Annotated in this window: 23 protein-coding genes and 1 tRNA gene; 10 read left to right on the plus strand and 14 right to left on the minus strand. The window is 58.4% G+C overall.

Annotation, left to right across the window (positions count from 1 at the left end; translation table 11 throughout):
• Positions 1–2: 2 nt before the first annotated feature.
• On the minus strand, positions 3–665 hold the full coding sequence (locus CAURIC_RS02490) for a DUF2771 domain-containing protein (RefSeq protein WP_083284498.1): 663 nt from the start codon (positions 663–665) through the stop codon (positions 3–5).
• 77 nt (positions 666–742) lie between these two features.
• A complete protein-coding gene (locus tag CAURIC_RS02495) occupies positions 743–1750 on the minus strand; it encodes a glutaminyl-peptide cyclotransferase (protein WP_290183226.1) in 1008 nt (335 codons plus the stop codon).
• A gap of 59 nt (positions 1751–1809) precedes the next feature.
• Here CAURIC_RS02495 and CAURIC_RS02500 point away from each other — a divergent pair, with 59 nt between their 5' ends.
• The 3 genes from CAURIC_RS02500 to CAURIC_RS02510 all read left to right on the plus strand — a co-directional run bounded on the left by CAURIC_RS02500 (position 1810) and on the right by CAURIC_RS02510 (position 5119).
• Positions 1810–2571 (plus strand): DUF3027 domain-containing protein, encoded by a 762-nt coding sequence (locus CAURIC_RS02500; protein ID WP_235700657.1) that lies wholly within the window; start codon positions 1810–1812, stop codon positions 2569–2571.
• A gap of 140 nt (positions 2572–2711) precedes the next feature.
• The gene (locus CAURIC_RS02505) at positions 2712–4187 is read left to right on the plus strand and encodes an NCS2 family permease (protein ID WP_035113223.1); all 1476 of its coding nucleotides are present in this window, start codon (positions 2712–2714) and stop codon (positions 4185–4187) included.
• Between the two features lie 17 nt (positions 4188–4204).
• Positions 4205–5119: a TrmH family RNA methyltransferase gene (locus CAURIC_RS02510; protein WP_035113224.1), complete on the plus strand. Its 915-nt coding sequence runs from the start codon at positions 4205–4207 to the stop codon at positions 5117–5119.
• Here CAURIC_RS02510 and CAURIC_RS02515 read toward each other — a convergent pair.
• The 3 genes from CAURIC_RS02515 to serC form a co-directional block, all read right to left on the minus strand.
• Positions 5079–6077, minus strand: coding sequence for a DUF6928 family protein (locus CAURIC_RS02515; RefSeq protein WP_290183230.1), 999 nt, complete (start codon positions 6075–6077; stop codon positions 5079–5081). The two genes, CAURIC_RS02510 and CAURIC_RS02515, sit on opposite strands and share 41 nt — an antisense overlap.
• Before the next feature lie 6 nt (positions 6078–6083).
• On the minus strand, positions 6084–7376 hold the full coding sequence (gene sepH, locus CAURIC_RS02520) for a septation protein SepH (RefSeq protein ID WP_290183231.1): 1293 nt from the start codon (positions 7374–7376) through the stop codon (positions 6084–6086).
• 135 nt (positions 7377–7511) lie between these two features.
• Entirely contained in the window at positions 7512–8651 is a 1140-nt protein-coding gene (gene serC / locus CAURIC_RS02525) for a phosphoserine transaminase (RefSeq protein ID WP_035113225.1), read from the minus strand.
• 448 nt (positions 8652–9099) lie between these two features.
• Between serC and CAURIC_RS02530 the strand changes: the two genes are divergently transcribed.
• Positions 9100–10377, plus strand: a complete 1278-nt coding sequence (locus CAURIC_RS02530; RefSeq protein ID WP_035113226.1) for a citrate synthase — start codon at positions 9100–9102, stop codon at positions 10375–10377.
• 361 nt (positions 10378–10738) lie between these two features.
• Entirely contained in the window at positions 10739–11098 is a 360-nt protein-coding gene (locus CAURIC_RS02535) for an FKBP-type peptidyl-prolyl cis-trans isomerase (RefSeq protein ID WP_035113227.1), read from the plus strand.
• A gap of 709 nt (positions 11099–11807) precedes the next feature.
• Here the strand turns inward: CAURIC_RS02535 and CAURIC_RS02540 are convergent.
• From CAURIC_RS02540 to CAURIC_RS02555, 4 genes are all read right to left on the minus strand, one after another.
• Positions 11808–13181, minus strand: a complete 1374-nt coding sequence (locus CAURIC_RS02540) for an ABC transporter permease (RefSeq protein ID WP_052094771.1) — start codon at positions 13179–13181, stop codon at positions 11808–11810.
• Entirely contained in the window at positions 13178–14059 is an 882-nt protein-coding gene (locus tag CAURIC_RS02545; RefSeq protein WP_290183234.1) for an ABC transporter ATP-binding protein, read from the minus strand. Before CAURIC_RS02545 ends, CAURIC_RS02540 begins: the two co-directional genes overlap by 4 nt.
• Positions 14060–14146: 87 nt before the next feature.
• Positions 14147–14578, minus strand: coding sequence for a hypothetical protein (locus tag CAURIC_RS02550; RefSeq protein ID WP_156963345.1), 432 nt, complete (start codon positions 14576–14578; stop codon positions 14147–14149).
• Between the two features lie 185 nt (positions 14579–14763).
• Positions 14764–15030 carry a helix-turn-helix transcriptional regulator gene (locus tag CAURIC_RS02555; RefSeq protein ID WP_035113228.1) on the minus strand — a complete coding sequence of 89 codons (267 nt, stop codon included), beginning with the start codon at positions 15028–15030 and terminating at the stop codon, positions 14764–14766.
• A gap of 250 nt (positions 15031–15280) precedes the next feature.
• Between CAURIC_RS02555 and CAURIC_RS02560 the strand changes: the two genes are divergently transcribed.
• The gene (locus tag CAURIC_RS02560; protein WP_035113229.1) at positions 15281–16147 is read left to right on the plus strand and encodes an aldo/keto reductase; all 867 of its coding nucleotides are present in this window, start codon (positions 15281–15283) and stop codon (positions 16145–16147) included.
• Between the two features lie 103 nt (positions 16148–16250).
• On the plus strand, positions 16251–17024 hold the full coding sequence (locus CAURIC_RS02565; RefSeq protein WP_035113230.1) for an enoyl-CoA hydratase: 774 nt from the start codon (positions 16251–16253) through the stop codon (positions 17022–17024).
• Positions 17025–17088: 64 nt separating this feature from the next.
• Here CAURIC_RS02565 and CAURIC_RS02570 read toward each other — a convergent pair.
• The 3 genes from CAURIC_RS02570 to CAURIC_RS02580 form a co-directional block, all read right to left on the minus strand.
• Positions 17089–17161, minus strand: a tRNA-Arg gene (locus CAURIC_RS02570).
• A gap of 230 nt (positions 17162–17391) precedes the next feature.
• A complete protein-coding gene (locus CAURIC_RS02575; RefSeq protein ID WP_290183237.1) occupies positions 17392–19008 on the minus strand; it encodes a solute symporter family protein in 1617 nt (538 codons plus the stop codon).
• A gap of 33 nt (positions 19009–19041) precedes the next feature.
• Complete coding sequence (locus CAURIC_RS02580; RefSeq protein WP_084588078.1) at positions 19042–19437, minus strand: DUF485 domain-containing protein; 396 nt, start codon at positions 19435–19437, stop codon at positions 19042–19044.
• A 353-nt stretch (positions 19438–19790) separates the two neighbouring features.
• Between CAURIC_RS02580 and CAURIC_RS02585 the strand changes: the two genes are divergently transcribed.
• The 3 genes from CAURIC_RS02585 (at position 19791) to CAURIC_RS02595 (ending at position 22090) form a co-directional block, all read left to right on the plus strand.
• Positions 19791–20075, plus strand: a complete 285-nt coding sequence (locus tag CAURIC_RS02585; RefSeq protein ID WP_156963347.1) for a hypothetical protein — start codon at positions 19791–19793, stop codon at positions 20073–20075.
• 137 nt (positions 20076–20212) lie between these two features.
• Positions 20213–21352 (plus strand): CE1758 family FMN-dependent luciferase-like monooxygenase, encoded by a 1140-nt coding sequence (locus CAURIC_RS02590; RefSeq protein WP_035113232.1) that lies wholly within the window; start codon positions 20213–20215, stop codon positions 21350–21352.
• 57 nt (positions 21353–21409) lie between these two features.
• On the plus strand, positions 21410–22090 hold the full coding sequence (locus tag CAURIC_RS02595; RefSeq protein WP_035113233.1) for an FMN reductase: 681 nt from the start codon (positions 21410–21412) through the stop codon (positions 22088–22090).
• 289 nt (positions 22091–22379) lie between these two features.
• On the opposite strand, the gene CAURIC_RS02600 is transcribed toward CAURIC_RS02595, so the two are convergent.
• Positions 22380–23108 carry a dihydrofolate reductase gene (locus CAURIC_RS02600; RefSeq protein WP_235700658.1) on the minus strand — a complete coding sequence of 243 codons (729 nt, stop codon included), beginning with the start codon at positions 23106–23108 and terminating at the stop codon, positions 22380–22382.
• A 59-nt stretch (positions 23109–23167) separates the two neighbouring features.
• Positions 23168–23962, minus strand: coding sequence for a thymidylate synthase (locus tag CAURIC_RS02605; protein WP_035113432.1), 795 nt, complete (start codon positions 23960–23962; stop codon positions 23168–23170).
• Positions 23963–23983: the final 21 nt, after the last annotated feature.

Genomic DNA, 23983 nt, shown 5'->3' on the forward strand with positions numbered 1-23983 from the left:
CGTTACTCCTTAATCTCAATGCTCCAAATGGTATTGACCGGAGTTTGATTCTTCTCAGCATCAAGGCCCACCAGCATTGACCTCACTTCAACCAACTTCAAGCTCGGCGTGGAACCATCAGCACTTTTGCGTTCCGCACCGAGCTTTAGCTTTACTTCTTGGGCTTCATCTGCGCGGAAGTAGTTGTCCTGGTTCGCGCCAGGATCGTTATAGATCTTCAGCAGGGACCAGTCGTGGTTGGTTACATCTTGCGGGATCTTCAGAGTGAATTCCTTTGCCCCCTTGAGCTCCAATGGCGCCGGCTGACCTGGCTTGCAGTCCTTATCATCCAGCTCGCACGTGGAGTACGGTGCGATGTGTTGCTCTTGGCCATCCACAACCGCGACGATGCGCTGATCCTGCGGCAGAGTCTCCACCTGACCGTCCTTCCAGCGGTTATAGAACACGATGGCTGCAGCGACAATTGCCACGACGGCCACAATCGCTGCAAACGCCAACAGTTGCTTCCGCTGTTCTTGCTTGCGCCGCGCTTTCTTGCTGAGCTTTTTCCCCCCACCGGCTGCTACCGCGATCTCGCTGTCGTCGTGGTGGTTCTCTTTTTCACCTGACGCCCCGCTGGCCCGCGCAAACGCCTTTGCCCTGGAATCCCGTTTCTCATCACTCACCCGCCCAATGCTAGTTCAAAGGGCAGGCGTGGCCTAAGCGTCAAAAGGCGTGATGGTGATCTTCGGGGTTTTTCCGTTTAGGAGAAAGTGACTTCGTATAGCGTGTCCCACCACTTTCCTGTGAGGTAGAAGCGTTGCCTAGAAGCCCTGTCGCCGGTGGATTCACCTTGAGGAATGAACGCGATGCCGTTGAGAACATCGGCACCGCGCCGGTCGGCGGCAGGCAGTTTTCCAGTGAGATCGGCAATTCCCGTCACAAACCCCGTGGCCGGATCAATCAGATAGATCTGGTTGGTTTGCCATACATTGGCCCACACGGAGCCGTCCGGGGTACATTCCAGCTCATTGAGCATAGTGGTGGCTTGCCCACCCTTGGTGACGGAAATTTCACCGGTTTTATCGAAGGTGCTGGGGTCGCGGAACGTCAGGGTACCTGACCCGTCGCTCATCACCAGCCGGTCCTGTTGCGCACACAGGCCCCAGCCTTCACCGTCATAGCGAACCCGGCCGGTCTCGCGCAGGTCCTGGGCGTTGCGTTTGATGGCAGTGTGTTCTTTCCACGTCAGTTGCCACACCGTGTCCCCAGTGATGGTGATGCCCTCGCCGAAGAATTCATCGGGTAAGTTCTGGGATTCTGATTGTTTCCCGTCTACCGTGGTGCGATAAATGCGGGATTGCCTGTACTGCCCAGTGCCCACCACTAGGTTTCCGTCTTTACCCACCTCTAGGCCCTGGGTGAATGATGTTTTGTCCCAGGGGTGGGAACCTTTGACTACCACGTTCAAACGGGTGGGTTGTGGTGGGGGTCCAGACGCGTCGGTCGAGTTTGGCCCGGAAGAACCGGTGGAATCCGACGAGCTATTCGGTGTGTTGCCAGGAATGGAACCACACGCGGAGGTGACGAGAAGTGCACTCGCTACCCCAATGGTGAGTAGGGTGCGGATGGGCGAGGGGCGTCGGAACGGGTAGGAAAAGGCGGTGTGGTGACTGGGTGTGCTCGCCGGGGTGAGGGGTGGAGTGGGCGAGGGGCGTCGGGACCAAGAGGAAGCCGCGCGGCGACGGTTGGAGCTCATGTAGTAGATCATGCAACACATTGTGAGGGGATGGGTATCCCGCGGGAAGCAGTGGCGGGCATAATAGGGGGGTGAGTAACCACAGATCTAAGCGCCGGAATCGCACCATTGACCCGATTTTGTTGTCTGGGGAAGCGAAGGAAGTCGCAAGGGAAGCCTTGGAGGAAATTGGGGGAGAAGAGGTTGGAAAGCACCTCGGCGCCACAGCGACTGCTGGTGGGACCGCCCTGCACAGATTCGCCAGTGAAGTGCCTGGATACAGCGGTTGGGAGTGGATAGCGGTATTGGCGAGTGTGCCGGGAAGTGGAGAGATCACAGTCAACGAGGTATCGCTGCAAGCCGGCCGGGATGCGAAACTCGCGCCAGAATGGGTGCCATACGAAGATCGCGTGCAGCCGGGGGACTTGGGCCCGGGGGATGTACTGCCACCGCGGCTAGACGACGACCGATTAATGCAGTGGCGGGAGCTGGAGACTGTTGACGGTGGAAACCAGGGTTTTCCCCGGAATCCGGCGGCGGAGGACACGCTTTCCGCCAAGGGGCTGCGCGATGCCATTGCGCGTTGGAAGGCCACCAATGGTCCCAGTTCCGATTTCGCGCAGCAAGCCGAAATGACGTGTGAAACATGTGCGTTCTACTTGCCGTTTAATGCGCCCGAGACTGAGCTGGGGGTGTGCGCGAATGAGTTTTCGGCAGACGGCCAGGTTGTAACGGCGGATTTCGGTTGTGGGGCGCATTCGGCGTCCAAGGATGAAACCTACCGGGAGGGGCGTAGGGAATACGGAGCGTTCGACGACGGCCCCGGGATTGATCGGTGGGGGCAAAACGGGTGAGACCCAGCAGGTAGTTAACTGCTGCGCAGTTTGCTAAAGGGTGGGGGAAGTGGCACTTTTGGAAACGTCAATGATGGACATGACCAGCAGTCGGGTGGATTCCACCCGTGCTGTCCCGAGGGGAAAGTAGCTCAACAGATATGGCAAAGGCAGTTAAAGAACCGGCTACCGGGGCCGGCCGAAGCGGATTAGACCGCTACTTTAAGATCACAGAGCGGGGAAGCACCGTCGCCACTGAAATTCGTGGCGGTGTAGTGACGTTCTTCGCAATGGCGTACATCATCATCTTGAACCCACTCATCTTGGGTACGATCCCGGATCACACCGGCAATGTGCTGGGAACCTCGCGCGTTGCCGCCGTGACGGCCCTGGCCGCTGGCATTATGACGATCCTGTTCGGCGTGTTCGCCCGCTATCCGTTCGGTATCGCTGCGGGCTTGGGTATCAATACGCTGGTAGCGGTCACGTTCGTAGCCAGCGAGGGACTGACGTGGCCAGAGGCCATGGGGCTTGTAGTCCTCGATGGTGTTGCCATTGTGGTTCTGGCCCTGTCCGGTGTGCGCGAGGCCGTTTTTAACTCGATCCCAGATTCCCTGAAAGCCGCGATCGGGGTGGGCATTGGCCTGTTCATTGCGCTTATCGGCCTAGTCGATGCTGGTTTTGTCCGACGTATTCCCGATGCCGCAGGCACCACCGTTCCTGTGGGGCTGGGTATTAACGGTTCCATTGCGTCGTGGCCGACCTTGGTGTTCGTGATTGGTCTATTGATCTGTGGCGCCCTGGTCGTCCGTCAGGTCCGTGGGGGGTTGTTCATCGGAATTGTGGCCACCACCATCATCGCCCTCATCGTGGAAGCCATGACGGGAACGGGCCCTAGTTTCGTTGATGGAAAGCCCAACCCGAAGGGCTGGAGCTTGGCCGTCCCCGAGCTTCCACAATCGGCCGGTGGTCTGCCGGATCTTTCCTTGGTCGGTGCTGTGGACCTCATCGGTGCGTTTTCTCGTGTTGGTGTGCTGGCTGCTTCCCTGTTGCTGTTTACCCTGGTCCTGGCCAACTTCTTCGACGCGATGGGCACCATGACCGCTCTCGGCAAGCAAGCCAAACTCACCGATGAGGAAGGCCGACTGCCGAATCTGCGTACCGCACTGGTCGTCGAGGGCGCTGGTGCTGTCGTGGGTGGCGCCGTTTCGGGTTCCTCCAATACCGTGTACGTGGATTCCGCAGCCGGCATCGGCGATGGCGCGCGCACTGGCCTGGCCAACGTGGTCACGGGTCTTCTTTTCCTGCTGGCAATGTTCTTGACCCCGCTCTACGAAATCGTTCCTATTGAAGCCGCCGCACCAGTTCTGGTCATTGTGGGTGCGTTGATGATGGCCCAGATCCGAGATATTGATTTTTCCCGGTTCGACATCGCCCTACCTGCCTTCCTCACTATTGTGATCATGCCGTTTACCTACTCCATTGCCAACGGCATCGGTGTGGGCTTTATCGCGTACGTCTTCATGGCTGTGGTTGGCGGTAAGGCTAAGAGGGTCCACCCGTTGCTGTACATCGTGGCAATCCTGTTCGTTGTGTACTTCGTTGTCGATCCCGTCCTGGGTGCCATCCAGCACTAGAAACTCACACGACTGTTATGACTTCCACATGGTTTGATCCCCACCTCATCGAGGACCCTTCCGATTACCGGTTGGATGACATCCGGGATCTGAATTCATCGGATTTGCGCCCCGACTTACCCGGTGGGAAGGGGTTGGTCATCGCGGAGGGCAACCTTGTGGTTCCACGCCTTCTGGGCTCTCGTTATCCGGTGCGCACGATCGTGGGCTTCGGCTCCAAGTTGGCGGCTTTGGAGCGGCAGTTACGGGCTGAGGGGTTCTTTTCTGCCGACGCCCCCACGGCCCGTCATACCCGCCCTCCCCAGGTTCTGGAAGTCAGCCGTGAGGTGCTACGTCGCGTAGCCGGGTTCGACATGCATCGGGGCCTAGTGGCGGCGGCGGATCGGGTGGAAGAGCTGGGTGTGGACGAGGTGCTCAACCACGTGGAAAACTCCGGTACAGAAACCAAAGTAGTGGCCGTGCTGGAAGGGGTGGGGGACCACGAAAACATTGGTGCGTTGTTCCGGAATGCCGCGGGGTTGTCCGTGGATGCCGTGTTGTTCGGTGCAGCCACGGCCGATCCACTGTACCGGCGTAGTGTGCGCGTGAGCATGGGGCATGTATTGCGCATTCCGTTTGCACGCTTTGCGGGCAAGACCACCACGTGGCAGAGGTCGCTATCCACCCTGCAGGAGCGGGGTTACTCAGTGATTGCGTTGACCCCCAACACGGAGCAGAGCCTGACCGAGGCCGTGGGACAGGCCCGACGCAACGCGGCTGCGGCCGACCGTGAGGTGCGTATCGCAATCATGGTTGGCGCTGAGGGGCCCGGTTTGACCGAGCACGCCATGCGCGCGGCCGATATCCGTGCAGCCATCCCTATGGCCCCCGGCGCTGATTCGTTGAACGTCGCTACCGCCGCAGCGATCGGATTCTACGCAGCGCGACTGTAGCGCCCCACTTGGCGGTGCGCACGATTGACTGCGATAGCTCGCGCAAAACCTCGGGCCCCGTGGGCTCGGCAGGAGCACCCGCGGAAGCGTAATCGTCGTAACCCTGTTCCTCGCGGTGCAAGGAGACATCTTGGCTGGCCGGAGGTAGCGCGCGGTCGCCTAGAGCTCCGCGCGCACGCAGCTGCTCACGGCCCGCGGAATTGCTGCCGTATTCACTGGACTTGGCCTCTGGGCGCCCATCGGTGGCAAAAGCTGCCACGGGGAGTTGCGCCGCATCGTCATCGTGCGGGCAAATGGAAAAGCCCAACCAACCTTCCACGCTGGCCATAGCCAACTGGGATGGGTAAAACGGTAATTCAATTCCAGTTGCCGAGGTATTGCCGGCCCAGAATTCGGATTCGAAGGGCTCTGGTAGTCCGATGTCCTCTAAAATCTCGCGCCGGGTGGCGGAGAAACTGCGCTGCAGGGTGCCTGCCGACCAGTGGGCAAAAGCGCCGAAGGTGGGGTCGTGTTTGGGGAGTGACCTATCGTCCACATCACCGGTGATGTGGAAACGCTCCGCCTCTGTCGAAGTGGTCTTCCTATCGTTCGATGCGGTTTGGCCCTCGTTCGCTCCGGTGTGTGCGCTCGCTTTAAAACCCTCGTCGAATACTGCGGTGGCGTACACCTCGGGAGCGTTCACCAGGGCGCGGAATTCTTCGGGGAGGTCCGAGAGTTTGTGTAGGTCAGGCATGATCGTTTGCACAACGGAAAGCCCTGGGTAGCCACCGATGTAAAACTCGCTGGTGCCGGGTGCAGCACTACGGACCATGTCGAAGTCACCGATGTGTGTGAGCGGTAAGGAAGGATCCAGCTGGGCCAGGTACTTCCTGGCAAACCCGCGGTCAGCTTTGGGTTCTGAATCTAAGACAGCAGCCGGATTAGCAGCACTCACAAACCACAGGGTTACCAAAGCCATGTTGTATTACCTCTTTTTACGGGGGTTAGTGCGTACACCGAGCAGTACATCCTCCCAGTGCGGGGTGATGGCCTTACGGCGCCGCTTTGGCCGATCGTCGTCATCGGGGTGCATGAGGAAGCCTTCCTCGGTATCGTGGCCGTCTGCATCGTCCGAATTGTCGCCACGCGGTTGCATCCGGCGTGGGCCGGGACCACCGGTGGGATCGTAACCGTCGCGGGCTGGGCCACCATCACGATCGTTGTCATAACCACGGTCTTCGTCGTAATCACCTACGCGATCGCCGGCAGCCATATCCGGATCGTCGTTCCACCGCAGTGGGGTTACAGCCGCCACTCGCCGCGGCGCTTGGCCGTATCGTGGGTCCACCAAGTCGCCGGCGATGCTGTTAATTGGCTGGGCTAGGTTGGGCCCTGGTTGCTGTTGCTGCAACAGGAATTCCGCGACGTGAGTTGCTACCTGCCCGGCGGCCGCTTTATTCCAGCTCACCGTGATGATCCACTGTTTGGCCTCGTTGAGGTACGCGTCCCATTCACACTCGGACAGCGATTCGCCACGCGCTGCTAACGATGTTGCTAAAACCTCCCACAGCGTGTTCTTAGCAGGTCCGTCGGAGTTGACGGGGTGTGCAGAGTGGGCCAGTTCCGCGATGCGAGCGCGTTCTTGCAGGATGGGCCAAGCGTACGGTTCGATGCGGGAAGAATCTGTATCCGCTTCCTCCGCCAGTTCCTCGATGCTGGCACCGTGGCGCACGCGATCTTGGATGGCGCGAGGGGTAATGGAAATCCTCGTGCGGTGAGGGCGTTGGGAAGTGCGGCCGAACTTGCCGAATCCAGCAACCTTTTTTGTTTCGACGCCCTCTTCATCCGCGTCCTTGCTCCTCGTTGAGGTGTCGGTGGAATTCGAATCCGACGCAGGGGCCTCGTCACTGGCACCGGAGGTGTCAGAATCAGTCGACGTGATCTCCTCCGTGGAGCTCGGGGTCGCCGTGAGCGAACCCAATGCAGCGCTGAGAGGAGAGGGGGCCGAGGGGGCGTCGTTGGAATCAGTAGAAGAAGGTTTTGCCGACGTGACAGCCGTTAGGTCCGAGGGAGCAGAGTCAACATCCGAAGAGGAATGACCGTCGAGGATTCGGCGAAGGTCGTCCGTGACCGGCAGGAAGAACTCCTGCACGTTATCGCTGGCGGTATCGCCGGAGTTATCGGACGTGGCTGGGGAGTGGGAATCCTGCTGTTCGGCGACGCGCAGAACGAGCGAAGATGCGTCACTTTCGGCGACGATCAGCTTCAGTTCTTGCACGGGTTACCTCCTAGGATGGAAAACATGTCGGGCTCAACTTTAGCTAAAGGTGAGTTGACACCGCCGGAAATTCTATCGGCGGTGTCGGTAGCGCGCAGCGGAACTGGGTGCCAGGGGGGTCAGTGGCCGGGAAGGTTAGGCCTTCTTGGCGTAACCGTTGTCCAAGATGTAATCGATGGCCTTGGTTAGCTTCTGGACGTCCTCGGGGTCGATAGCCGGGAACATACCGATGCGCTGCTGGTTGCGGCCCAGCTTGCGGTAAGGCTCGGTATCCAGAACACCGTTCGCGCGCAGGATCTTGGCGATAGCCGCGGCATCGACGTCCTCGGCGAAGTCGATGGTGCCAACAACTAGGGAGCGGGTTGCGGGATCCTGCACGAACGGGGTGGCCTCTGGGCGGGTCTCGGCCCAGTTGTACAAGGCGGTGGAGGATTCGGTGGTGCGCTGAACCATTCCGGCCAGGCCCCCGTTAGCGTTCATCCACTGCACCTGGTTGTCCAGCATCAACAGGGTGCCAACCGCTGGGGTGTTGTAGGTCTGGTTCTTACGGGAGTTGTCAACGGCCGTCTTCAGATCCAAGAAGGCTGGGATGTAACGATCTTGGCCGGCGATTTCCTCAACGCGCTCCAGAGCTGCAGGGGAGAATGCAGCCAACCACAGGCCGCCGTCGGAAGCGAAGCACTTCTGGGGGCTGAAGTAGTACACATCGGCCTGGCTCATGTCCACGTCCAGACCGCCGGCGCCGGAGGTGGCGTCGATGGCTACAAGGGCATCGGTGTTCGGGCGGATCACGGGAACCATCGCACCCGTGGAGGTTTCGTTGTGAGCCCATGCGACCAGATCGGCGCTGGTGCCGTCCAGTTCGCTAGGGGAAGGGGCGGTGCCGGGCTCTGCGCTTACGACCTGCGGTTCGTCCAGCCAAGGGGCCTTCTTCGAGACGCTGGCGAACTTGCCGGAGAACTCACCGTAGGTGAGGTGAGCGGATTGTTGACGAATCAAACCGAAGGAAGCGGCATCCCAGAACGCGGTGGCGCCACCGAGGGACAAGATGATTTCGTACCCTTCGGGCAGTTGGAAGAGTTCGGAAAGGCCCTCGCGGACGGAACCGACAACATCTTTCACGCCCGCTTGGCGGTGGGAGGTGCCCATAATCGCAGCGCCGTCGGCGATGGCCTCAAGCTGTTCGGGGCGGACCTTGGACGGACCGCAACCGAAACGGCCATCAGAAGGGATCAGTTCCGCTGGGATTGTGGGCAGTTCGTTGGAAGTCGTCATGGATCTGCTTTCTACTGTCGGTGGTAAACGCTGTATGCCGCCTGCGGGGATATCTTTTCATGTAGTTTCAGAAGCATCTGAGCGCGCGGAATATGCGAATACATGAATTAAAACGGCTAGCCCTCAGTTTATCCCGCTTGACCGTTGTCCCGCTAAAACATGGGTAAAGTTGTAAGAATATAGGGATAAATTGGCTCAAGGTGGGGGTAAGTGCCCAGGGGTCTGGCCATTGTTTCGTGCACGGTCGCTGGGGGCGGGGGTGAGTTGGGTAACACTGTGATGTCATCCGAATCACAGTGGTTGTAGGCTGTGCGTTATCCCACTTTGAGTGGCCGGCGCGATTGCCTTCCCGCAATCCGCGGGTATTCCATGAGCCCGAGCGCCGATATATCTATAGACTGGTACGTGCTCAAAGCGAAGCACGCGAACATTTCAGAAAGGGATGTCAATGGCTACCGATAATCAGGACAAGGCCGTCCTCCACTACCCAGGTGGAGAATACGAAATGGACATCGTCCGCGCTACCGAAGGCAACGACGGTATTGCACTGGGCAAAATGCTGGCTGAGACCGGCATGACTACCCTGGACCCGGGCTACATGAACACCGGTTCCACCGAGTCCGCCATCACCTACATTGACGGTGCTAACGGCATCCTGCGCTACCGCGGTTACGACATCGCGGATCTGGCTAATAATTGCACCTTTAACGAAGTTTCCTACCTCCTCATCAATGGCGAGCTGCCTAGCCCAGAGGAGAAGGACGAGTTCTCCGAGCGCATTCGTCGCCACACCCTGTTGGATGAGGACTTCAAGACCTCCTTCCGCGTCTTCCCGCGCGATGCGCACCCAATGAGTGTGCTGGCTTCTTCCGTTAACATTTTGTCCACCTACTACCAAGATGACTTGGACCCACTGGACACGGAAAAGCAGAAGCTGAACACCTACCGCCTGATGGCTAAGGTTCCAATGCTGGCTGCCTACGCATACCGCGCTTCCAAGGGCAAGCCATACATGTACCCAGACAACAGCTTGAACGCGCGCGAGAACTTCCTGCGCAATATGTTCGGTTACCCGACCGAAGACTTTGAAGTCGACCCAATTGTCACCAAGGCGCTCGACAAGCTGCTGATCCTGCACGCTGATCACGAGCAGAACTGCTCCACCTCTACCGTCCGCATGGTTGGTTCCGCGCAGGCCAATATGTTCGTTTCCATCGCCGCGGGCATCAACGCGCTGTCTGGCCCACTGCACGGTGGCGCAAACCAGGCTGTGTTGGAGATGCTGGAGGAAATCCAGAACAACGGTGGCGACGCTACCGACTTCATGAACCGCGTGAAGAACAAGGAGCCGGGCGTGAAGCTCATGGGCTTCGGTCACCGCGTGTACAAGAACTACGATCCGCGCGCTGCCATCGTCAAGGAGTCCGCACACGAGATCCTCGAGCACCTCGGTGGCGATGAGCTGCTGGATCTGGCGATGAAGCTCGAGGAGATCGCTCTGGCCGATGATTACTTCATCGACCGTAAGCTGTACCCAAATGTGGACTTCTACACCGGCCTGATCTACCGTGCCATGGGCTTCCCGACGGACTTCTTCACGGTTCTGTTTGCGATGGGTCGCCTCCCAGGCTGGATCGCTCACTACCTGGAGCAGGTCAACGATCCCAAGGCGAAGATCAACCGTCCTCGCCAGATCTACACCGGCCCAGCAGAGCGCAAGCTGTAGTAGCAATCCGGTTTGAGCGCGCTGTAATAGCAATCCGGTTTGAGCACAGCTCGTCAAGGCGGGCTGGAGTCCACGCGGGCTGGGTGGGGTATCTGCTCCATCTTCGCCTTCCGGACTGTGCGTCCGCAGCCTCTGCTGGCGGGTTTAATCTCGTCGCTTAGATTCTTACTCGACGCCACCCCGCGCCCCTCGACTTCGAGGTCGGCGCGGGGTTCGCGCATATTAGCCGACGGTGCGATTGGGGCGATTCGTGGGCCCATGGAGCGCGTGAAATCTGCCAGCTTGGGGGCGTCGCTGTTAAAATGGTGCGGAATTCGATAGCGCGAGGAAACGGCCGAGCGCAAAGAAGGAGAGAAGTTTCATGAGCAAGCCACTTTACGAGGCACAGTCCGGCAAGGCGCCCGAAGATCTTGTCATTGAAGACATCAAAGTCGGCGAGGGCGCCGAGGCTGTTGCAGGTGGCATGGTTGAGGTCCACTACGTTGGCTTTGACTTTGAGACCGGTGAGGAATTCGATTCCTCGTGGGATCGCGGGGAATCAATCGAGTTCCCGCTGAGCGGCCTCATTGCGGGCTGGCAAGAAGGCATCCCGGGTATGAAGGTGGATGGCCGTCGCAAGCTCATCATCCCGCCAGAAAAGGCTTATGGACCAGCGGGTATGGGGCACCCATTATCTGGGCGCACCCTAGTGTTCATCATTGATCTGATCAACGCCAACTAGGCGCGCGGGGGGGGGCGGTGCCGGAGTTCCCACATAGGTCGTCAATTCTGTGGGAGAGGTTGTGAGGGGGTAGGTTGTCCACTCTGCGAGTGAGACTGTGGGGGTACAGGGATCCTGCCACTTTACGTCACCGATATTGTTATCAGTATGCCGAAGAGTCGATCGCACTTGGTGGGCAATCGGCTGCTTGTATAAGTGTCGGGGGCTAGGCAGTTCGGGAGGGGGCAAGGGGCGCGCAGGGGGGCGCACTGGTTTGGTAGTCCGCTGGCAACCCCAGCGCAGGGCGGTTCGGAGCGCGCAGGGGGCGCACCCGAATGCTCCAGTGTCGGTTTTCCCAATCGCCCCGGTGTCGGTGCCCTCACCTTGAACCCGGTGACGGAATTCTTGAGCTGAACAACAAATGTGCAGCAGAAGTCCAACAAAAACGCGTCATTTGTCGGAGTTCTGCTGCACATTATGCGTACTAGTGCGTGGGTGGCGGGTGCTCTGTCCCACGTGGCCTGTTATCGGCGGGAACCGGTTGGGCGGTGGCGGGTGCTCTGTCCCACGTGGCCTGTTATCGGCGGGAACCGGTTGGTGGGTGGCGGGTGCTCTGTCCCACGTGGCCTGTTATCGGCGGGAACCGGTTGGTGGGTGGCGGGTGCTCTGTCCCACGTGGCCCGTTATCGGCGGGAACCCCGCGCGGGGGTGGGTGAGTAAGCCGTAGCTGTCAGGCCCTGAGTGCCTTCATCCACGTCAACTTGGTGCCATTGTGCAAGATAGCGCGCCTGTAGATCCGCGCTACCAGCATTAGAATCGCGATGGTAGCCAAGAGTGCGATGGCAAAGGAAGCCAGCACCTGCCACAGCGGCATGTTTCCGCCTGCCATTTGCAGGGGAGCGACCGTCAGGCTGAATGGAGGAATCCACGCCAAAACCTGCATGACGGTGGAATCCAACTTGGCGAACCCGAACATTGGGGCGTAAACCATGCCCAGCATGAGGATCATGATGGGCCCCTGCGTGGATTGCAGATCCTCTGTGCGGCTGACCATGGCTCCCGCTGCGGAATAGAGACTGCCGAACAAGAGCATGCCAAGGACGAAAGCTAGCAGCATCAGGGGGATTATGGCGATATCGAAGTCAGTTCCGTCTAATACTCCCGATACCTTCACTCCGACGAACCCGATGACCAAGAGCGCCGCGGTCGCCAGCAGTCCAAACAAGGTGTTGCCGACAAGTTTGCCGGCCAGGAAGTCCAAGGGGCGAACGGACGCCAAGATGATCTCCACAACGCGGGAGGATTTCTCCTCGGTTACGCGACCACCCAGGGTGGCGGCGAAGGTGATGATGAAGAAGCTCATGACGGAAACACCGCCAAGGACCGTCAGGACTGCGGGAAGGTTGACCTCGGACGAGTCGTCGCCCACCGAAACCTGCTTGACGGTGCTATCGGGCATTGCGGTGGAGAATTGTTGTGGGGTCACACCTAGTTTTTCCAGGGCTTGGTTCTGGCCGAGAACCATGAGGGTGCCGCTGGCTTGGGCAAACAGCTCGGGTTTGCTTTCATCTTTGGTGATGAATTCATAGCCGCTATCGGATTTGATCAATGCAGCATCCAGATCCCCATCCTTGACCTTTTGCTCGGCTTCTTCTCGAGAAGCGAGGGCGGAGGTTTCTATCGGCGCGGACGTTGCAGGATCACCTCCTGTCGGGGCGGTGGCTTGTTCCTGTTGCGGGCGGTCATCACCCGTCGCTGTGCTTCCGGCTGCGTTAGAGCCAGGGTTGCGCTGGCTCGCGGTCAGCGTGGCGTCAAAGGCCTTTTGTTCCACACCAACAAGGCCGAGTGTTGGTAATTGCTCTTCCTTATCACCGAAGATCGACAAGAGCGTAAGGCCACCGATGATCAGAACCGTGAAAATCGACACCGTGACCAGGATGGCTTTGTTGCGCAAGGCCAAGCTGAATTCACGTTTTGCGACGGTTGTAATGACCGTCCCGGAATTGTAACTGTTCTGGGAACTTCCCTGCGTCTGGGGGTTACTGGCGGAAGTATCGCGGTCGTGCGCGCTATTCGTGTTTGGGTTGCTAACGGGGTGGCTCATGCTTCGATGACCTCCTGGAATAGGTCGGTAAGGTGTGGGACGCGACGAGTAAAGGAATGGACGGGGCCCGCAGCCAAGGCGGCACGCAGGATCTCTTGGTCCTGGTCGGTAGAGGATGCTTCAAGTACCACGCCATGGTCATTTTCCTCGACCAACCGGGTGTTGGCGGGGTACCAGTTGCGGGCGGGGGTGTGGATTTCGTAGTGCAGGGGGCCGCGGGAGCGGAGTTCATTGACCGTGCCCTCAGCTTTCATTTGCCCCTTCGTCACGATGCCCACGCGGTCGCACAGACGCTGGACAAGGTCCAATTGGTGGGAGCTGAAGACAACGGGTACGCCTGCTTTGGCACGGTCCACCAGCATGTCGCTCATGACGTTGACGGCGACTGGGTCCAGACCGGAGAATGGCTCGTCGAGGATGAGCAGATCCGGTGTGTGGATGAGGGATGCCGCCAGCTGGACACGCTGCTGGTTACCCAGAGAAAGGGTTTCCAGTTTATCGCTTGCTCGGTCGGCAAGACCCAAACGCTCCAGCAGCTGAATCGCGCTGTGCTGGGCCGAGGAAGCATCCATGCCATGAAGTTGACCAAGGAACTTTAGTTGGTCGGCAATCTTTTCTTTTGCGTACAGCCCACGTTCTTCCGGCATATAACCGATCCGACGGCGCAGGCTATCGTTCATCGGGGAGCTACCGATGCGGACTTCGCCCGAGTCGGCCTCGAGAACTCCGAGGGCAATGCGCATGGTAGTTGATTTTCCAGCACCGTTGGAGCCAACGAAACCGTAGATTTCGCCGGGGTGGACGCTGAAACTCATGTCGTGGAGCGCTTGAACATCGCCAAATCTTTTGGAGAGGCGATCGATGTGGAGGGCTTCCATGTCTGGGCCTTTCGGGGGTTGGGGAGGAAGAGATGTTGTTTAAGTGCGTAGTTAATGTCGTTGTCGGTTCCTGCTTACAGGAATCTTTCAGTTGTCGCTGGGTATCCCCACACCATCGTCTACTTCGTCCGTTGCTGGTCGGGGGCCGAAATGCATGGCGTATCCCATAGCGGGGAGAGCGATGATGGCGAGGAAGAATGCGAGGAAAACGCAACTGGTGTTGTAGAAGAAATCGGCAGGGGTTAAACCGAGTACCGTTGGGTTTGTCACCCCGTCATGCTGTTGTCCGCCCAGGTGGGTACTCGCGAAAACGAGAATCCAGCAGATTGCGGTGCACACAAGCGTGAGTAGGTTCCAGCTCAGCCTAGTCCATCGGCTGATGACCTTGGCTTCGTACTCGTCGAGGACTTCCTCAGGAGCGCCATCGCGTGAATCGATGGTGATGCGCAGCATGATCCAAGCCGTCAGCAAGACCGCGGTCACGGGCAAGGTGAGTAGCAAAGCGCGATTCCACACCATCTGGGCAGCAAGAATGCACAGATAGCTGAAGAGGCATCCGAAATAGATCGAAATGAGTAGTTTTTGCCGCGGCCAATTACGCCAGCTCGTTAAGTAGGAAGATGCTCGTTCTTGCCGTTGATACCAACGGGCAACACGCTTTTCTTCCCACCGTTCGATCCAGCGTGAGAAGGCTTGAAAACTGATCATTGAGCATCCCTCCGGTGGATCTCGGCGGATAGTGGTTGGAATTCAGTCCTGCTGAAGACCATCTCCACGGGAAGATCGAATACCTCGCAGATGCGAAAGGCTAGATCCAAACTGGGGGAGTGGTCGCCACGTTCTAGTGCACCCACGGTCTGCGGATTGACCTCAATGAGTTCCGCGAGTTGGGCGCGCGACATGTCCCGTTCGATACGCAGCACTTTCACCCGATTGTGGATTGGGGTAGCTGGCTTCTTCTTTGGGGACATGTTTTAAAGTGTTGCATAAACCCAACAAATCGGCAACTGGATACAACACTTTTGGTTAACCGAACACAGCATTTTTGTTGCGGCCCCCGGAAAGTTGAGGCAATGGGGGGAGCTAGCAACGCGAAGATCGGCGTAGCCGGAGATGCAGCGAGGGGTGCGAGGTGGGCCAATGCCAAGCCCTGCGAACAGAGCAACGGGCGCCGCAGTCGGCGGTGGCGAACGAATGGGTTTGACAGGTACAACAGAACATATGACACAAATCAACAAGATGATTGAACTCAACGACGGAAACCGCATTCCACAATTGGGATTGGGAGTGTGGCAGCTCAACGATCAAGACACTTACACGTCTTGCCGCACCGCCATTACGGCTGGCTACCGCCATATTGATACGGCCATGATCTACGGCAATGAGGAAGCTGTGGGTCGCGCAGTGGCCGATGCAATCGAGGCGGGCGATGTCACCCGTGAGGACCTGTTCATCACCACCAAGTTGTGGAATTCAGACCAAGAGCGCGCATCCCAGGCCATCGACGAATCATTGCGGAAGCTCGGTCTGGATTACGTGGATCTGTACTTGATGCATTGGCCTTGCCCTGACTACGGAAAGTACGTGGGTGCCTACGAGCAGCTGGTGGAGATTCAGAAGTCCGGGAAGGCCAAGAGCGTTGGTGTTTGCAATTTTTACCAAGAGGCGCTCGACGAGATCATCGAGGCCACTGGCCACACTCCGGCCGTCAATCAAATTGAGATCCACCCAGGCTTCAGCCAAACCGTTCAGCGTTCCGATAACGCCCGTCGCGGGGTTGTGACGGAAAGCTGGTCGCCGTTGGGGCAGGGGCAGAACCTCAAGGAGCCCGCGATCGCCAACATCGCGGCACGCCACAATGTCAGCACTGCGCAGGTTATTATCGCGTGGCACCTGAAGCGTGGCGACGTGGTTATCCCGCGGTCATCGAATCCGCAGCGCGTAGAGGAAAACTTTAACGTGTGGGACATCAATCTTTCCGAAGCGGAGGTCGAAGCCATCAACGTTATGGACCGCCCGGATGGCCGTATCGGCCCAGACCCCAAGGAGTTCAATGCAGGTACGCCCGCGGAGAAGCCCGAAAGCTAGGTAGGGATCCTACAGCCGTTACCCCCGTCGCAGGCCTCTGCGCGGGGGCTTGTTTGGCTGAAGCTCTCCCGCCTGTCGCATCATCCCACTAACGTGTGGGGTTATGAACGAACCTTACCCAGTGGAAACTGTTCTCGTGGAGCAGCGTGGCGTCGTCACAATAATTACCCTGAACCGCCCTGAGGCCCGAAACGCCCTGCGAGAACAAGAATGTGTGGCGGTGGCACAGGCAGTTCGTGCCGCGAGCCAGTCCGGTGGGGAGGGGGACACGGTGGGGGCTAGCCGGGCCATTCTTCTGCGAGGTGAGGGGCCGGTGTTCTGTGCGGGGGCCGACCTGAAGGGGGCGGTGTACGGCGGTAGTTTTGGTGCGGCGATAGCACAGATGTTGCAGGCGATCGTGGACTGTTCGCTGCCAGTGATTGCCGATATTCAAGGCCCGGCGGTGGGGGCGGGGTGTCAGTTGGCTTTGGCTTGTGACTTGCGGATTTTTGGGGACGACGCCCAAATCTGGATCCCTGCCGCCGACCATGGGCTGGCGCTGGATTCGTGGACGCACTTGCGGGCGAAGGAACTACTTGGGGGAGCAGTAGCGAGGAATGTCTTCCTGGGGTCGGCTGTAGTGGGTCCAGAGCAGGCGCTCATGCTGGGGTTTGCGATTAAGCGCACGGACGGGGAGGGGGCGCTGCAGTTTGCGCAGGAAGTCGCGGCTAAAGCTCCGCTGACGTTGGCTTATAGCAAGGCCGTGTTGAATCACCCGGCCCCGGAGGGGGACGAAGGGCTCAAGGGGATGTTTGATCGTGTGTGGGCGAGCGATGATGTGCAGGAGGCGCGCCGGGCGCGTGCGGAGAAACGGGCGCCGCAGTTCCGGGGGCGGTAGGGGCGCTGTGGAAAGCTAGGGCAAAAATGCCTTTGAGTTGGTGTTTTACCCTTCAATCCAGAAGTGCCCCAGAGAGGAATCGAACCTCCGACACCGGCTTTAGGAGAGCCGTGCTCTATCCACTGAGCTACTAGGGCAGCGCTGCCACACATGGCAACGCCAATTACTTTACAAGGTCAACGCATCACGATCTAAAAGGGTCTAGGCAATGCCGGTGGGCGGAGGCAGTGGAAGGCCTCGCATTTACTACCGCTACGAAGCTGTTGAGCGTTAGCGTCAAGAAAGAAAAGTTTCCAAAACCACAAAACCCGCCACACCAAAGTGGTGCGACGGGAAAGGTTAAGGAGAGGAAAGGAAGGCCTTCGATTTAGTGATCGACTGGCGCTTCCACACCAACGCCGGTGAGGGAGCGGACCTCCATCTCTGCCTGCAGGGCATCCTTATTGTCTGGCTTACCGATGTAAGTACCAATGATGCCGGCCAGGAAGCCCAGTGGGATGGAAACTAGCGCTGGGTTGGTCAACGGGAAGATAGAGAAGTCCACGTTCGGCAGCATTGCGGTCTTTGAACCGGACACCGCTGGGGACAACGCGATCAGGATCAGTGCGGACAGTAGACCCACCCACAGGGATGCCACGGCGCCGGTGGTGTTGAACTTCTTCCAGTACAGAGAGAACAAGATGGTTGGCACGTTGGCGGATGCGGCGATGCAGAAAGCCAAGGAGACCAGGAAGGCCACGTTCTGTCCCATCGCGGCAATGCCCAGCACGATTGCAGCTACACCGATTGCGACCACGGTAACGCGAGAAACGCGGACCTGCTCTGCCTCTGTTGCTTCACCGTTGCGCAAAACGGAATTATAGAAATCGTGTGCCACAGACGCCGAAGCGGTAATCGCTAGGCCAGCCACCACGGCCAACACGGTGGCGAAGGCAACCGCGGAAATCAATGCCATGAATAGTGGCCCGGCCAGCTCCATTGCCAGCAGTGGCGCAGCGGCATTCGCGCCACCTGGGGCGGCTTCAATTCGCTCTGGACCCACCAGGGCAGCAGCACCGAAGCCCAGGATCAGGGTCAGCAGGTAGAAGCCACCGATGAGGACGATGGCCCACGTCACGGACTTGCGGGCTTCCTTAGCGGTCGGCACCGTGTAGAAACGCATCAGCACGTGCGGCAGACCGGCCACACCTAGGGCCAGCGAGAGACCTAAGGCGATGAAGTCCAGCTTCTTGACGTCCGATACGCCGTACTTCATTCCTGGCTCGAGAATCGCGGTGTTGCCTCCGTGCATGCTGACGGCGCGGTCCAGCAACGCGGAGAAGTCGCCCTTGACAATCACCAGAATGATGATGGTCATGATCACCACGCCGCTGCACAGTAGAACGGCCTTAATCATTTGCACGATCGTGGTGCCCTTCATGCCACCGATCAACACGTATGCAATCATGACTACGCCCACGACGGCGACAACGAGGGCCTGGCCCGATTTGCTGTGGATATCCAGCAGTACAGCCACCAAGGAACCCGCGCCAGCCATCTGCGCGATTAGGTAGAACAGGGAAACGAACAGTGTGGAAAACGCTGCGGCCACACGCACTGGCTTTTGCTTCAAGCGGAAGCTCAGCACGTCGGCCATGGTGAATTTTCCGGTGTTACGCAATGGCTCCGCCACCAACAATAGGGCGATAAGCCATGCGACAAAGAATCCGATGGAGTACAGGAATCCGTCGTATCCGTTCAGGGCAATCGCGCCCACGATGCCCAGGAAGGACGCTGCGGACAGGTAGTCGCCCGCGATGGCCAGACCGTTTTGCGTACCGGAGAAGCTGGCGCCACCGGTGTAGAAATCGGACGCGTTCTTCTGTGGTGCACGCGCGGCCTTCGTGACAATGGCCATCGTGATAACGATGAATGCCACGAACACTGAAATATTTAGAATGGGATTGCCCGCGCCGGATTCAGCGGCGAAAAGGTGGGTTGTCATTTCAGGATTACTCCTAGCTGTCAGTCGTGGCGGTTAGCGGGTAGTTTTTTGGCTTGACGCCACGTCGCCCGTGTCATTTGTTCGTTCCAAGGCTTCTCGAATTGCGCGGGAGCGAGGCTCAAGGTGCTTATCCGCGTACTTCACGTAAGCCCACGTGATCGCGAATGTGGTGACGAACTGCGCGACACCCATGAGGATGGCGATGTTGATGTTGCCTAAGACTCGGATGGACATGAAGCTGGGCGCGTACATCGCGAGGAGGACATAAACAACGAACCAGGCGATGCCTGCGATGGCGAGTGGGAAGGTGAAACCACGTTGTTTAGTACGTAGTTCCTGGAATTCAGCGCTTTGTTGCGCGGCGATGAACTCTTCTGGGGAAGGTGTGTGCCGTTTGATGAACGGTACGGACGCTGCGGAGTGGCTCAACGGTCTCCCAACCTTTCTTAATGAAGTGCTGACCTCATAAATAGTGAAACCGATCACAGTGTTCTGCGATTGCGCAGTAAGTTACAGTGCAGGCTGAGGGAAGGCGAAAAATCCCTGAAATCCATTAATTGTTTTGGGGGTAAATGGAGACGGGTGGGGGCTGCGTGCGGTTGCTGACCTGCCGTTATGCGTGTAGCGCAAGGATAGTTAAGGGGGTGATGACTGTCGGGTATCAGCCGTGGGGAGCTATGTGCTGGCGAACGTCGCGAGGCAATGCATGTATGTGTACATATCTAACAATTAGGTTTGGCAGGAGGGGTTATTTCCGTGTGGGGGTGTATTGCGTTGGAGGTGTGACCATTCGGTGCGGTGGGACGCTCGCTGATGCGCTGCTGTTGGGTGGGATTGATGATGGTGTGACCATTCGGTGCGGCGGGATGCTCTCCCGTAACGCCATGAGGGCGGGGGTGTTTGCTGATGTGCTGCTGTTGGATGGGATTGATGATGGTGTGGATATTTGGCGCGGTAGGACGCTCGCCCGTAAAGCTATGGGCGGGGGTGCTACGGGGGGAGGGAATAACTTCGCTTGGGAATCGTTGACCAAAGTAGAGGACATATCACCTATATTGGTGACGTAGCCTAAAAGGAAACGGCGAGCCACACCTTGCGCCCGTTCCCACGCCAGCCCCAAGAGTTGAAGGGGCCGGGGTGGCGTCGAGAAAAAAGACGCCCGTGGGAAGAGTAAGAGATGTGGGCGCAGAAGAAAGGAAACACAATGCAATTCGGAATCTTTACCATCGGCGACGTAACCCAGGATCCTGTTAGCGGCAAGACCCCTACGGAAAACGAACGCATTAAGAACACCGTGCGAATGGCGCAAAAAGCCGAGGAAGTGGGCCTAGACGTATTCGCAACGGGGCAGCACCACAACCCGCCCTTCGTTGCGCCCGCCAACCCGCCCATACTTATGGCGCACCTAGCTGCAATGACAGAGAAGATTCAGTTCTCGACCGCCACCACGCTGATTACCACTACCGATCCAGTTCGGCTGGCGGAAGATTATGCTTACGCACAGCACCTGACCGATGGTCGTATGGATCTGATGCTAGGGCGCGGTAACACTGGCCCGGTTTACCCATGGTTTGGCCAGGACATTCGCAAAGGCATTCCACTGTCCATCGAGAACTACCACCTGCTGCGCCGCCTGTGGCGCGAAGAGAACCTGAGCTGGCAAGGTGAGTTCCGTACTCCATTGCGTAACTTCACGTCGACTCCGCGTCCACTGGACGATACACCGCCGTTTGTGTGGCACGGTTCGATTCGTTCTCCAGAAATCGCAGAACAAGCCGCGTTTTATGGCGACGGATTCTTCCACAATCACATCTTCTGGAATATTGAGCATACCCAGCAGATGGTGGGGCTTTACCGACAGCGTTTCGAGCACTACGGTCATGGCGCTGCAGAGGAAGCCATTGTTGGTTTGGGTGGTCAGGTGTTCATCGACGAGACGGAAAAGAAGGCCAAGGACTTCTTCCGCCCTTACTTCGACAACGCGCCCGTGTACGGCCACGGTCCGTCTCTAGAGGAATTCGAGTCCATTACCCCGCTTACGGTTGGCACCGTGGATCAAGTTGTGGAACGCTACGCAAGTTACGCCGATAAGGTCGGTGCGTACCAGCGCCAACTGTTCCTCATCGACCACGCGGGACTGCCTATTGACGTGGTGCTTGACCAGATCGAGATTCTCGGAACCGAGGTTGTCCCAGCCCTCCGCAAGGAAATGGAATCTGCTCGTCCAGCCGGAGTGCCAAGCGACCCACCAACCCACGCCAGCCTGGTCGCTGACGGTGCAGACAGTCCTATCCACCAGGTTTCCCCAGCTAAGCAGGGTGAGGAAAGTAACGAGGAAAGATAGGGAAGGGTACCGCAGCAGCGTTACCCACTGTCTTCAAAAAAGAGGTAGTGATCGACAATGAAGAAATTAATTGTGGTGGAAGCTGGGCTTTCGAGCCCGTCGAGCACCAATATGGTGGCCGAGGCAATCTCGGGCGCGGTTGAATCGCACGTGTCCCGTCGGGGCGAGGGCCTTGAGGTCGAGTTCGTCCACGCCAAGGATTACAGCCATGAACTGGCAACGATGATGACCACCGGGGTGCTGACCCCGAAGCTCGCAGAGATTCAGCAACGCATTTCGGATGCTGATGCGCTCATCGCGGCTACTCCAGTTTTCTCCGCTAGTTACAGTGGCCTGTTCAAGATGTTCTTCGACGCGATGGGCACAGATGCACTGAACGGCATGCCCATGATTATTGCGGCTACCGCGGGAACACCGCGGCACTCGTTGGCACTGGACTTCGCGATGCGACCGTTGTTTACGTACTTGCGGGCGAAAGTCATGACCACTGGTGTGTTTGCAGCGACCGATGACTTGGGTGGCTTGAAGCAGGAACCTGGTGCGGACAACGACGGCAGCACGCTTGAATCCCGCATTAACCGCGCGGCCAGCGAACTATCCCGTGAGATCGTGAACTCTGCTTCAGCAGTGGAAGGATTCTTGCCGGATGACAACACTCCGCGCCGTGATAGCGGGGCGAAGGTGACGTCAACGGTGACGGATTTCGCCTCGCTACTACGCGGACACGACGGCAGTTAATGGCCGCCCTAGCCATTGCAGGTGTTGGCTGAGCAGAATGAAATGACCGTGGTCGAGTGTGATTCGGGCATGTCGTTCTGCTTTTCGCGCGTGGGGAGGGCGTGAGTGGCCCGAGCTGGGATCACAGGGGGAGAAGTGCTCGGGGCCTGCGCCTGGAATCTGTGCGAAGGACTCGTGCCACCACCCCAGTTGCCATCACCCCGCCCGCCACCCAGTCGCCATCACCCCCGGCTTCGCTCCGAGGCGGCTGCCCCTGCTGGGCTGTTTCCGCTGGGCTGCCCCCGCTGGGTTACCTGTGCGCGTTAGTCCACTCGCAGATGCGGAACTTCAGTTCTCCTTCGCCGTCAACGGTGTGTCCCTTCTGGGATACCCGCCATGGGCTGGCTGATTGCAATGTGAAATCTGGCTCGTCCACGGCCGGTGCGTGCACTTGGAAACGCGCTGGAGCTGACATATCGATCTCCGTGATGACAACCCGATCGGCAACGGCCATGCATTGGGCGTAAATCTGGCCGCCGCCGAGGATCCATACCAGCGCAGGTCGATCGGTGTTGTGCTGCAGCTGGAACTGGGCGGCGGCGGCGATGGCGTGGTCCAAAGAGGTAAACACATGGCCACCCGGCGCTTCATAGGACTCATTGCGGGTGACTACATAGTTCTCACGCCGGGGGAGGGGGCGGAATCCGTCGTCCAAGGCTTCCCAGGACGTACGGCCCATAACGACAGGGTAGTTTACCGTGGCTTGCTTGAAATGCTCCAAGTCTTCGGGCAGGTACCATGGCATATCTTTGCCATCGCCGATGACGCCCGCGGTGGTTTGTGCCCAAATCATCCCGATTTCCACATCTTCGCGCGCGATGTTCAATTGTTGTAGGGCTGCGGTTACCGACTCGGAGGTGATCTCTGGGTAATCGCCCTGGCTGAATCCGGTTGGGCGGTTGGTCTGGCTGAATCCGGTTGGGCGGTTGGTGCTAACTGTCGTGGTGTCCCTATCCATTGCCATTGAGTCCTGCCCCATTACGTCACATCCTTACCTATGATCGCGCATCCTTACCCATGACGTCACATTCTTGCCCATTACACCGCGACCTGCGCTTTGATCGTGGGGTGGGGGTCATACCCAGTAAAGGTGATGTCATCGAAGTCATATGAAAACATATCCGCAGCCTTGCGCAGCTCGAGTTGCGGGTACGGCCGGGCATCGCGGGAAAGCTGCGTTTGGACTTGCTCGCGGTGATTGTCGTAAATGTGGCAGTCACCACCCGTCCAAATGAACTCACCAACTTCCAGGCCGGCTTGCTGCGCCAGCATGTGTGTCAACAGGGAATAACTGGCGATGTTAAAAGGCACCCCAAGGAACATATCTGCGCTGCGTTGGTACAGTTGGCACGATAGTCGACCATCGGCTACGTACAGTTGGAACAACAGGTGGCACGGGGGCAGCGCCATGTTGCTCAGTTCGGAGACATTCCAAGCGCTCACGATATTGCGCCGCGAATCGGGGTTAGTGCGTAGTGTATCGAGTGCTTGCGAGATCTGGTCTATATGCCGACCATCCGGAGTGGGCCAGCTGCGCCATTGCACGCCGTAAATGGGGCCCAGTTCGCCGCTTTCGTCTGCCCATTCATTCCAAATGCGAATGCCGTGATCCTGCAGCCACCGAACATTGGAATCTCCCTTGAGGAACCACAGCAGTTCACCAACCACGGACTTGATGTGCACATTCTTGGTGGTAATAAGTGGAAAACCAGCACGCAGGTCGAAGCGCAGTTGTTTACCGAACAAGCTGGTGGTACCGGTCCCCGTCCGGTCGCCTTTGGCGGTGCCAGTTTCAAGAATCTCTCGCAACAGGTCTTCGTAGGGGGTGGGGATCCGCTGGTCTTCTGTTAGCGC

This window comes from Corynebacterium auriscanis (assembly GCF_030408435.1).
Lineage (GTDB): Bacteria > Actinomycetota > Actinomycetes > Mycobacteriales > Mycobacteriaceae > Corynebacterium > Corynebacterium auriscanis.

Excerpts from the sequence above, each read along its gene's own strand:
- CAURIC_RS02495 (WP_290183226.1), bottom strand. The coding sequence starts at position 1,750 with ATGATCTACTACATGAGCTCCAACCGTCGCCGCGCGGCTTCCTCTTGG.
- CAURIC_RS02505 (WP_035113223.1), top strand. The coding sequence starts at position 2,712 with ATGGCAAAGGCAGTTAAAGAACCGGCTACCGGGGCCGGCCGAAGCGGA.
- CAURIC_RS02510 (WP_035113224.1), top strand. The coding sequence starts at position 4,205 with ATGACTTCCACATGGTTTGATCCCCACCTCATCGAGGACCCTTCCGAT.
- CAURIC_RS02515 (WP_290183230.1), bottom strand. The coding sequence starts at position 6,077 with ATGGCTTTGGTAACCCTGTGGTTTGTGAGTGCTGCTAATCCGGCTGCT.
- serC (WP_035113225.1), bottom strand. The coding sequence starts at position 8,651 with ATGACGACTTCCAACGAACTGCCCACAATCCCAGCGGAACTGATCCCT.
- CAURIC_RS02530 (WP_035113226.1), top strand. The coding sequence starts at position 9,100 with ATGGCTACCGATAATCAGGACAAGGCCGTCCTCCACTACCCAGGTGGA.
- CAURIC_RS02535 (WP_035113227.1), top strand. The coding sequence starts at position 10,739 with ATGAGCAAGCCACTTTACGAGGCACAGTCCGGCAAGGCGCCCGAAGAT.
- CAURIC_RS02540 (WP_052094771.1), bottom strand. The coding sequence starts at position 13,181 with ATGAGCCACCCCGTTAGCAACCCAAACACGAATAGCGCGCACGACCGC.
- CAURIC_RS02545 (WP_290183234.1), bottom strand. The coding sequence starts at position 14,059 with ATGGAAGCCCTCCACATCGATCGCCTCTCCAAAAGATTTGGCGATGTT.
- CAURIC_RS02550 (WP_156963345.1), bottom strand. The coding sequence starts at position 14,578 with ATGGTGTGGAATCGCGCTTTGCTACTCACCTTGCCCGTGACCGCGGTC.
- CAURIC_RS02555 (WP_035113228.1), bottom strand. The coding sequence starts at position 15,030 with ATGTCCCCAAAGAAGAAGCCAGCTACCCCAATCCACAATCGGGTGAAA.
- CAURIC_RS02560 (WP_035113229.1), top strand. The coding sequence starts at position 15,281 with ATGACACAAATCAACAAGATGATTGAACTCAACGACGGAAACCGCATT.
- CAURIC_RS02565 (WP_035113230.1), top strand. The coding sequence starts at position 16,251 with ATGAACGAACCTTACCCAGTGGAAACTGTTCTCGTGGAGCAGCGTGGC.
- CAURIC_RS02575 (WP_290183237.1), bottom strand. The coding sequence starts at position 19,008 with ATGACAACCCACCTTTTCGCCGCTGAATCCGGCGCGGGCAATCCCATT.
- CAURIC_RS02590 (WP_035113232.1), top strand. The coding sequence starts at position 20,213 with ATGCAATTCGGAATCTTTACCATCGGCGACGTAACCCAGGATCCTGTT.
- CAURIC_RS02595 (WP_035113233.1), top strand. The coding sequence starts at position 21,410 with ATGAAGAAATTAATTGTGGTGGAAGCTGGGCTTTCGAGCCCGTCGAGC.
- CAURIC_RS02600 (WP_235700658.1), bottom strand. The coding sequence starts at position 23,108 with ATGGGGCAGGACTCAATGGCAATGGATAGGGACACCACGACAGTTAGC.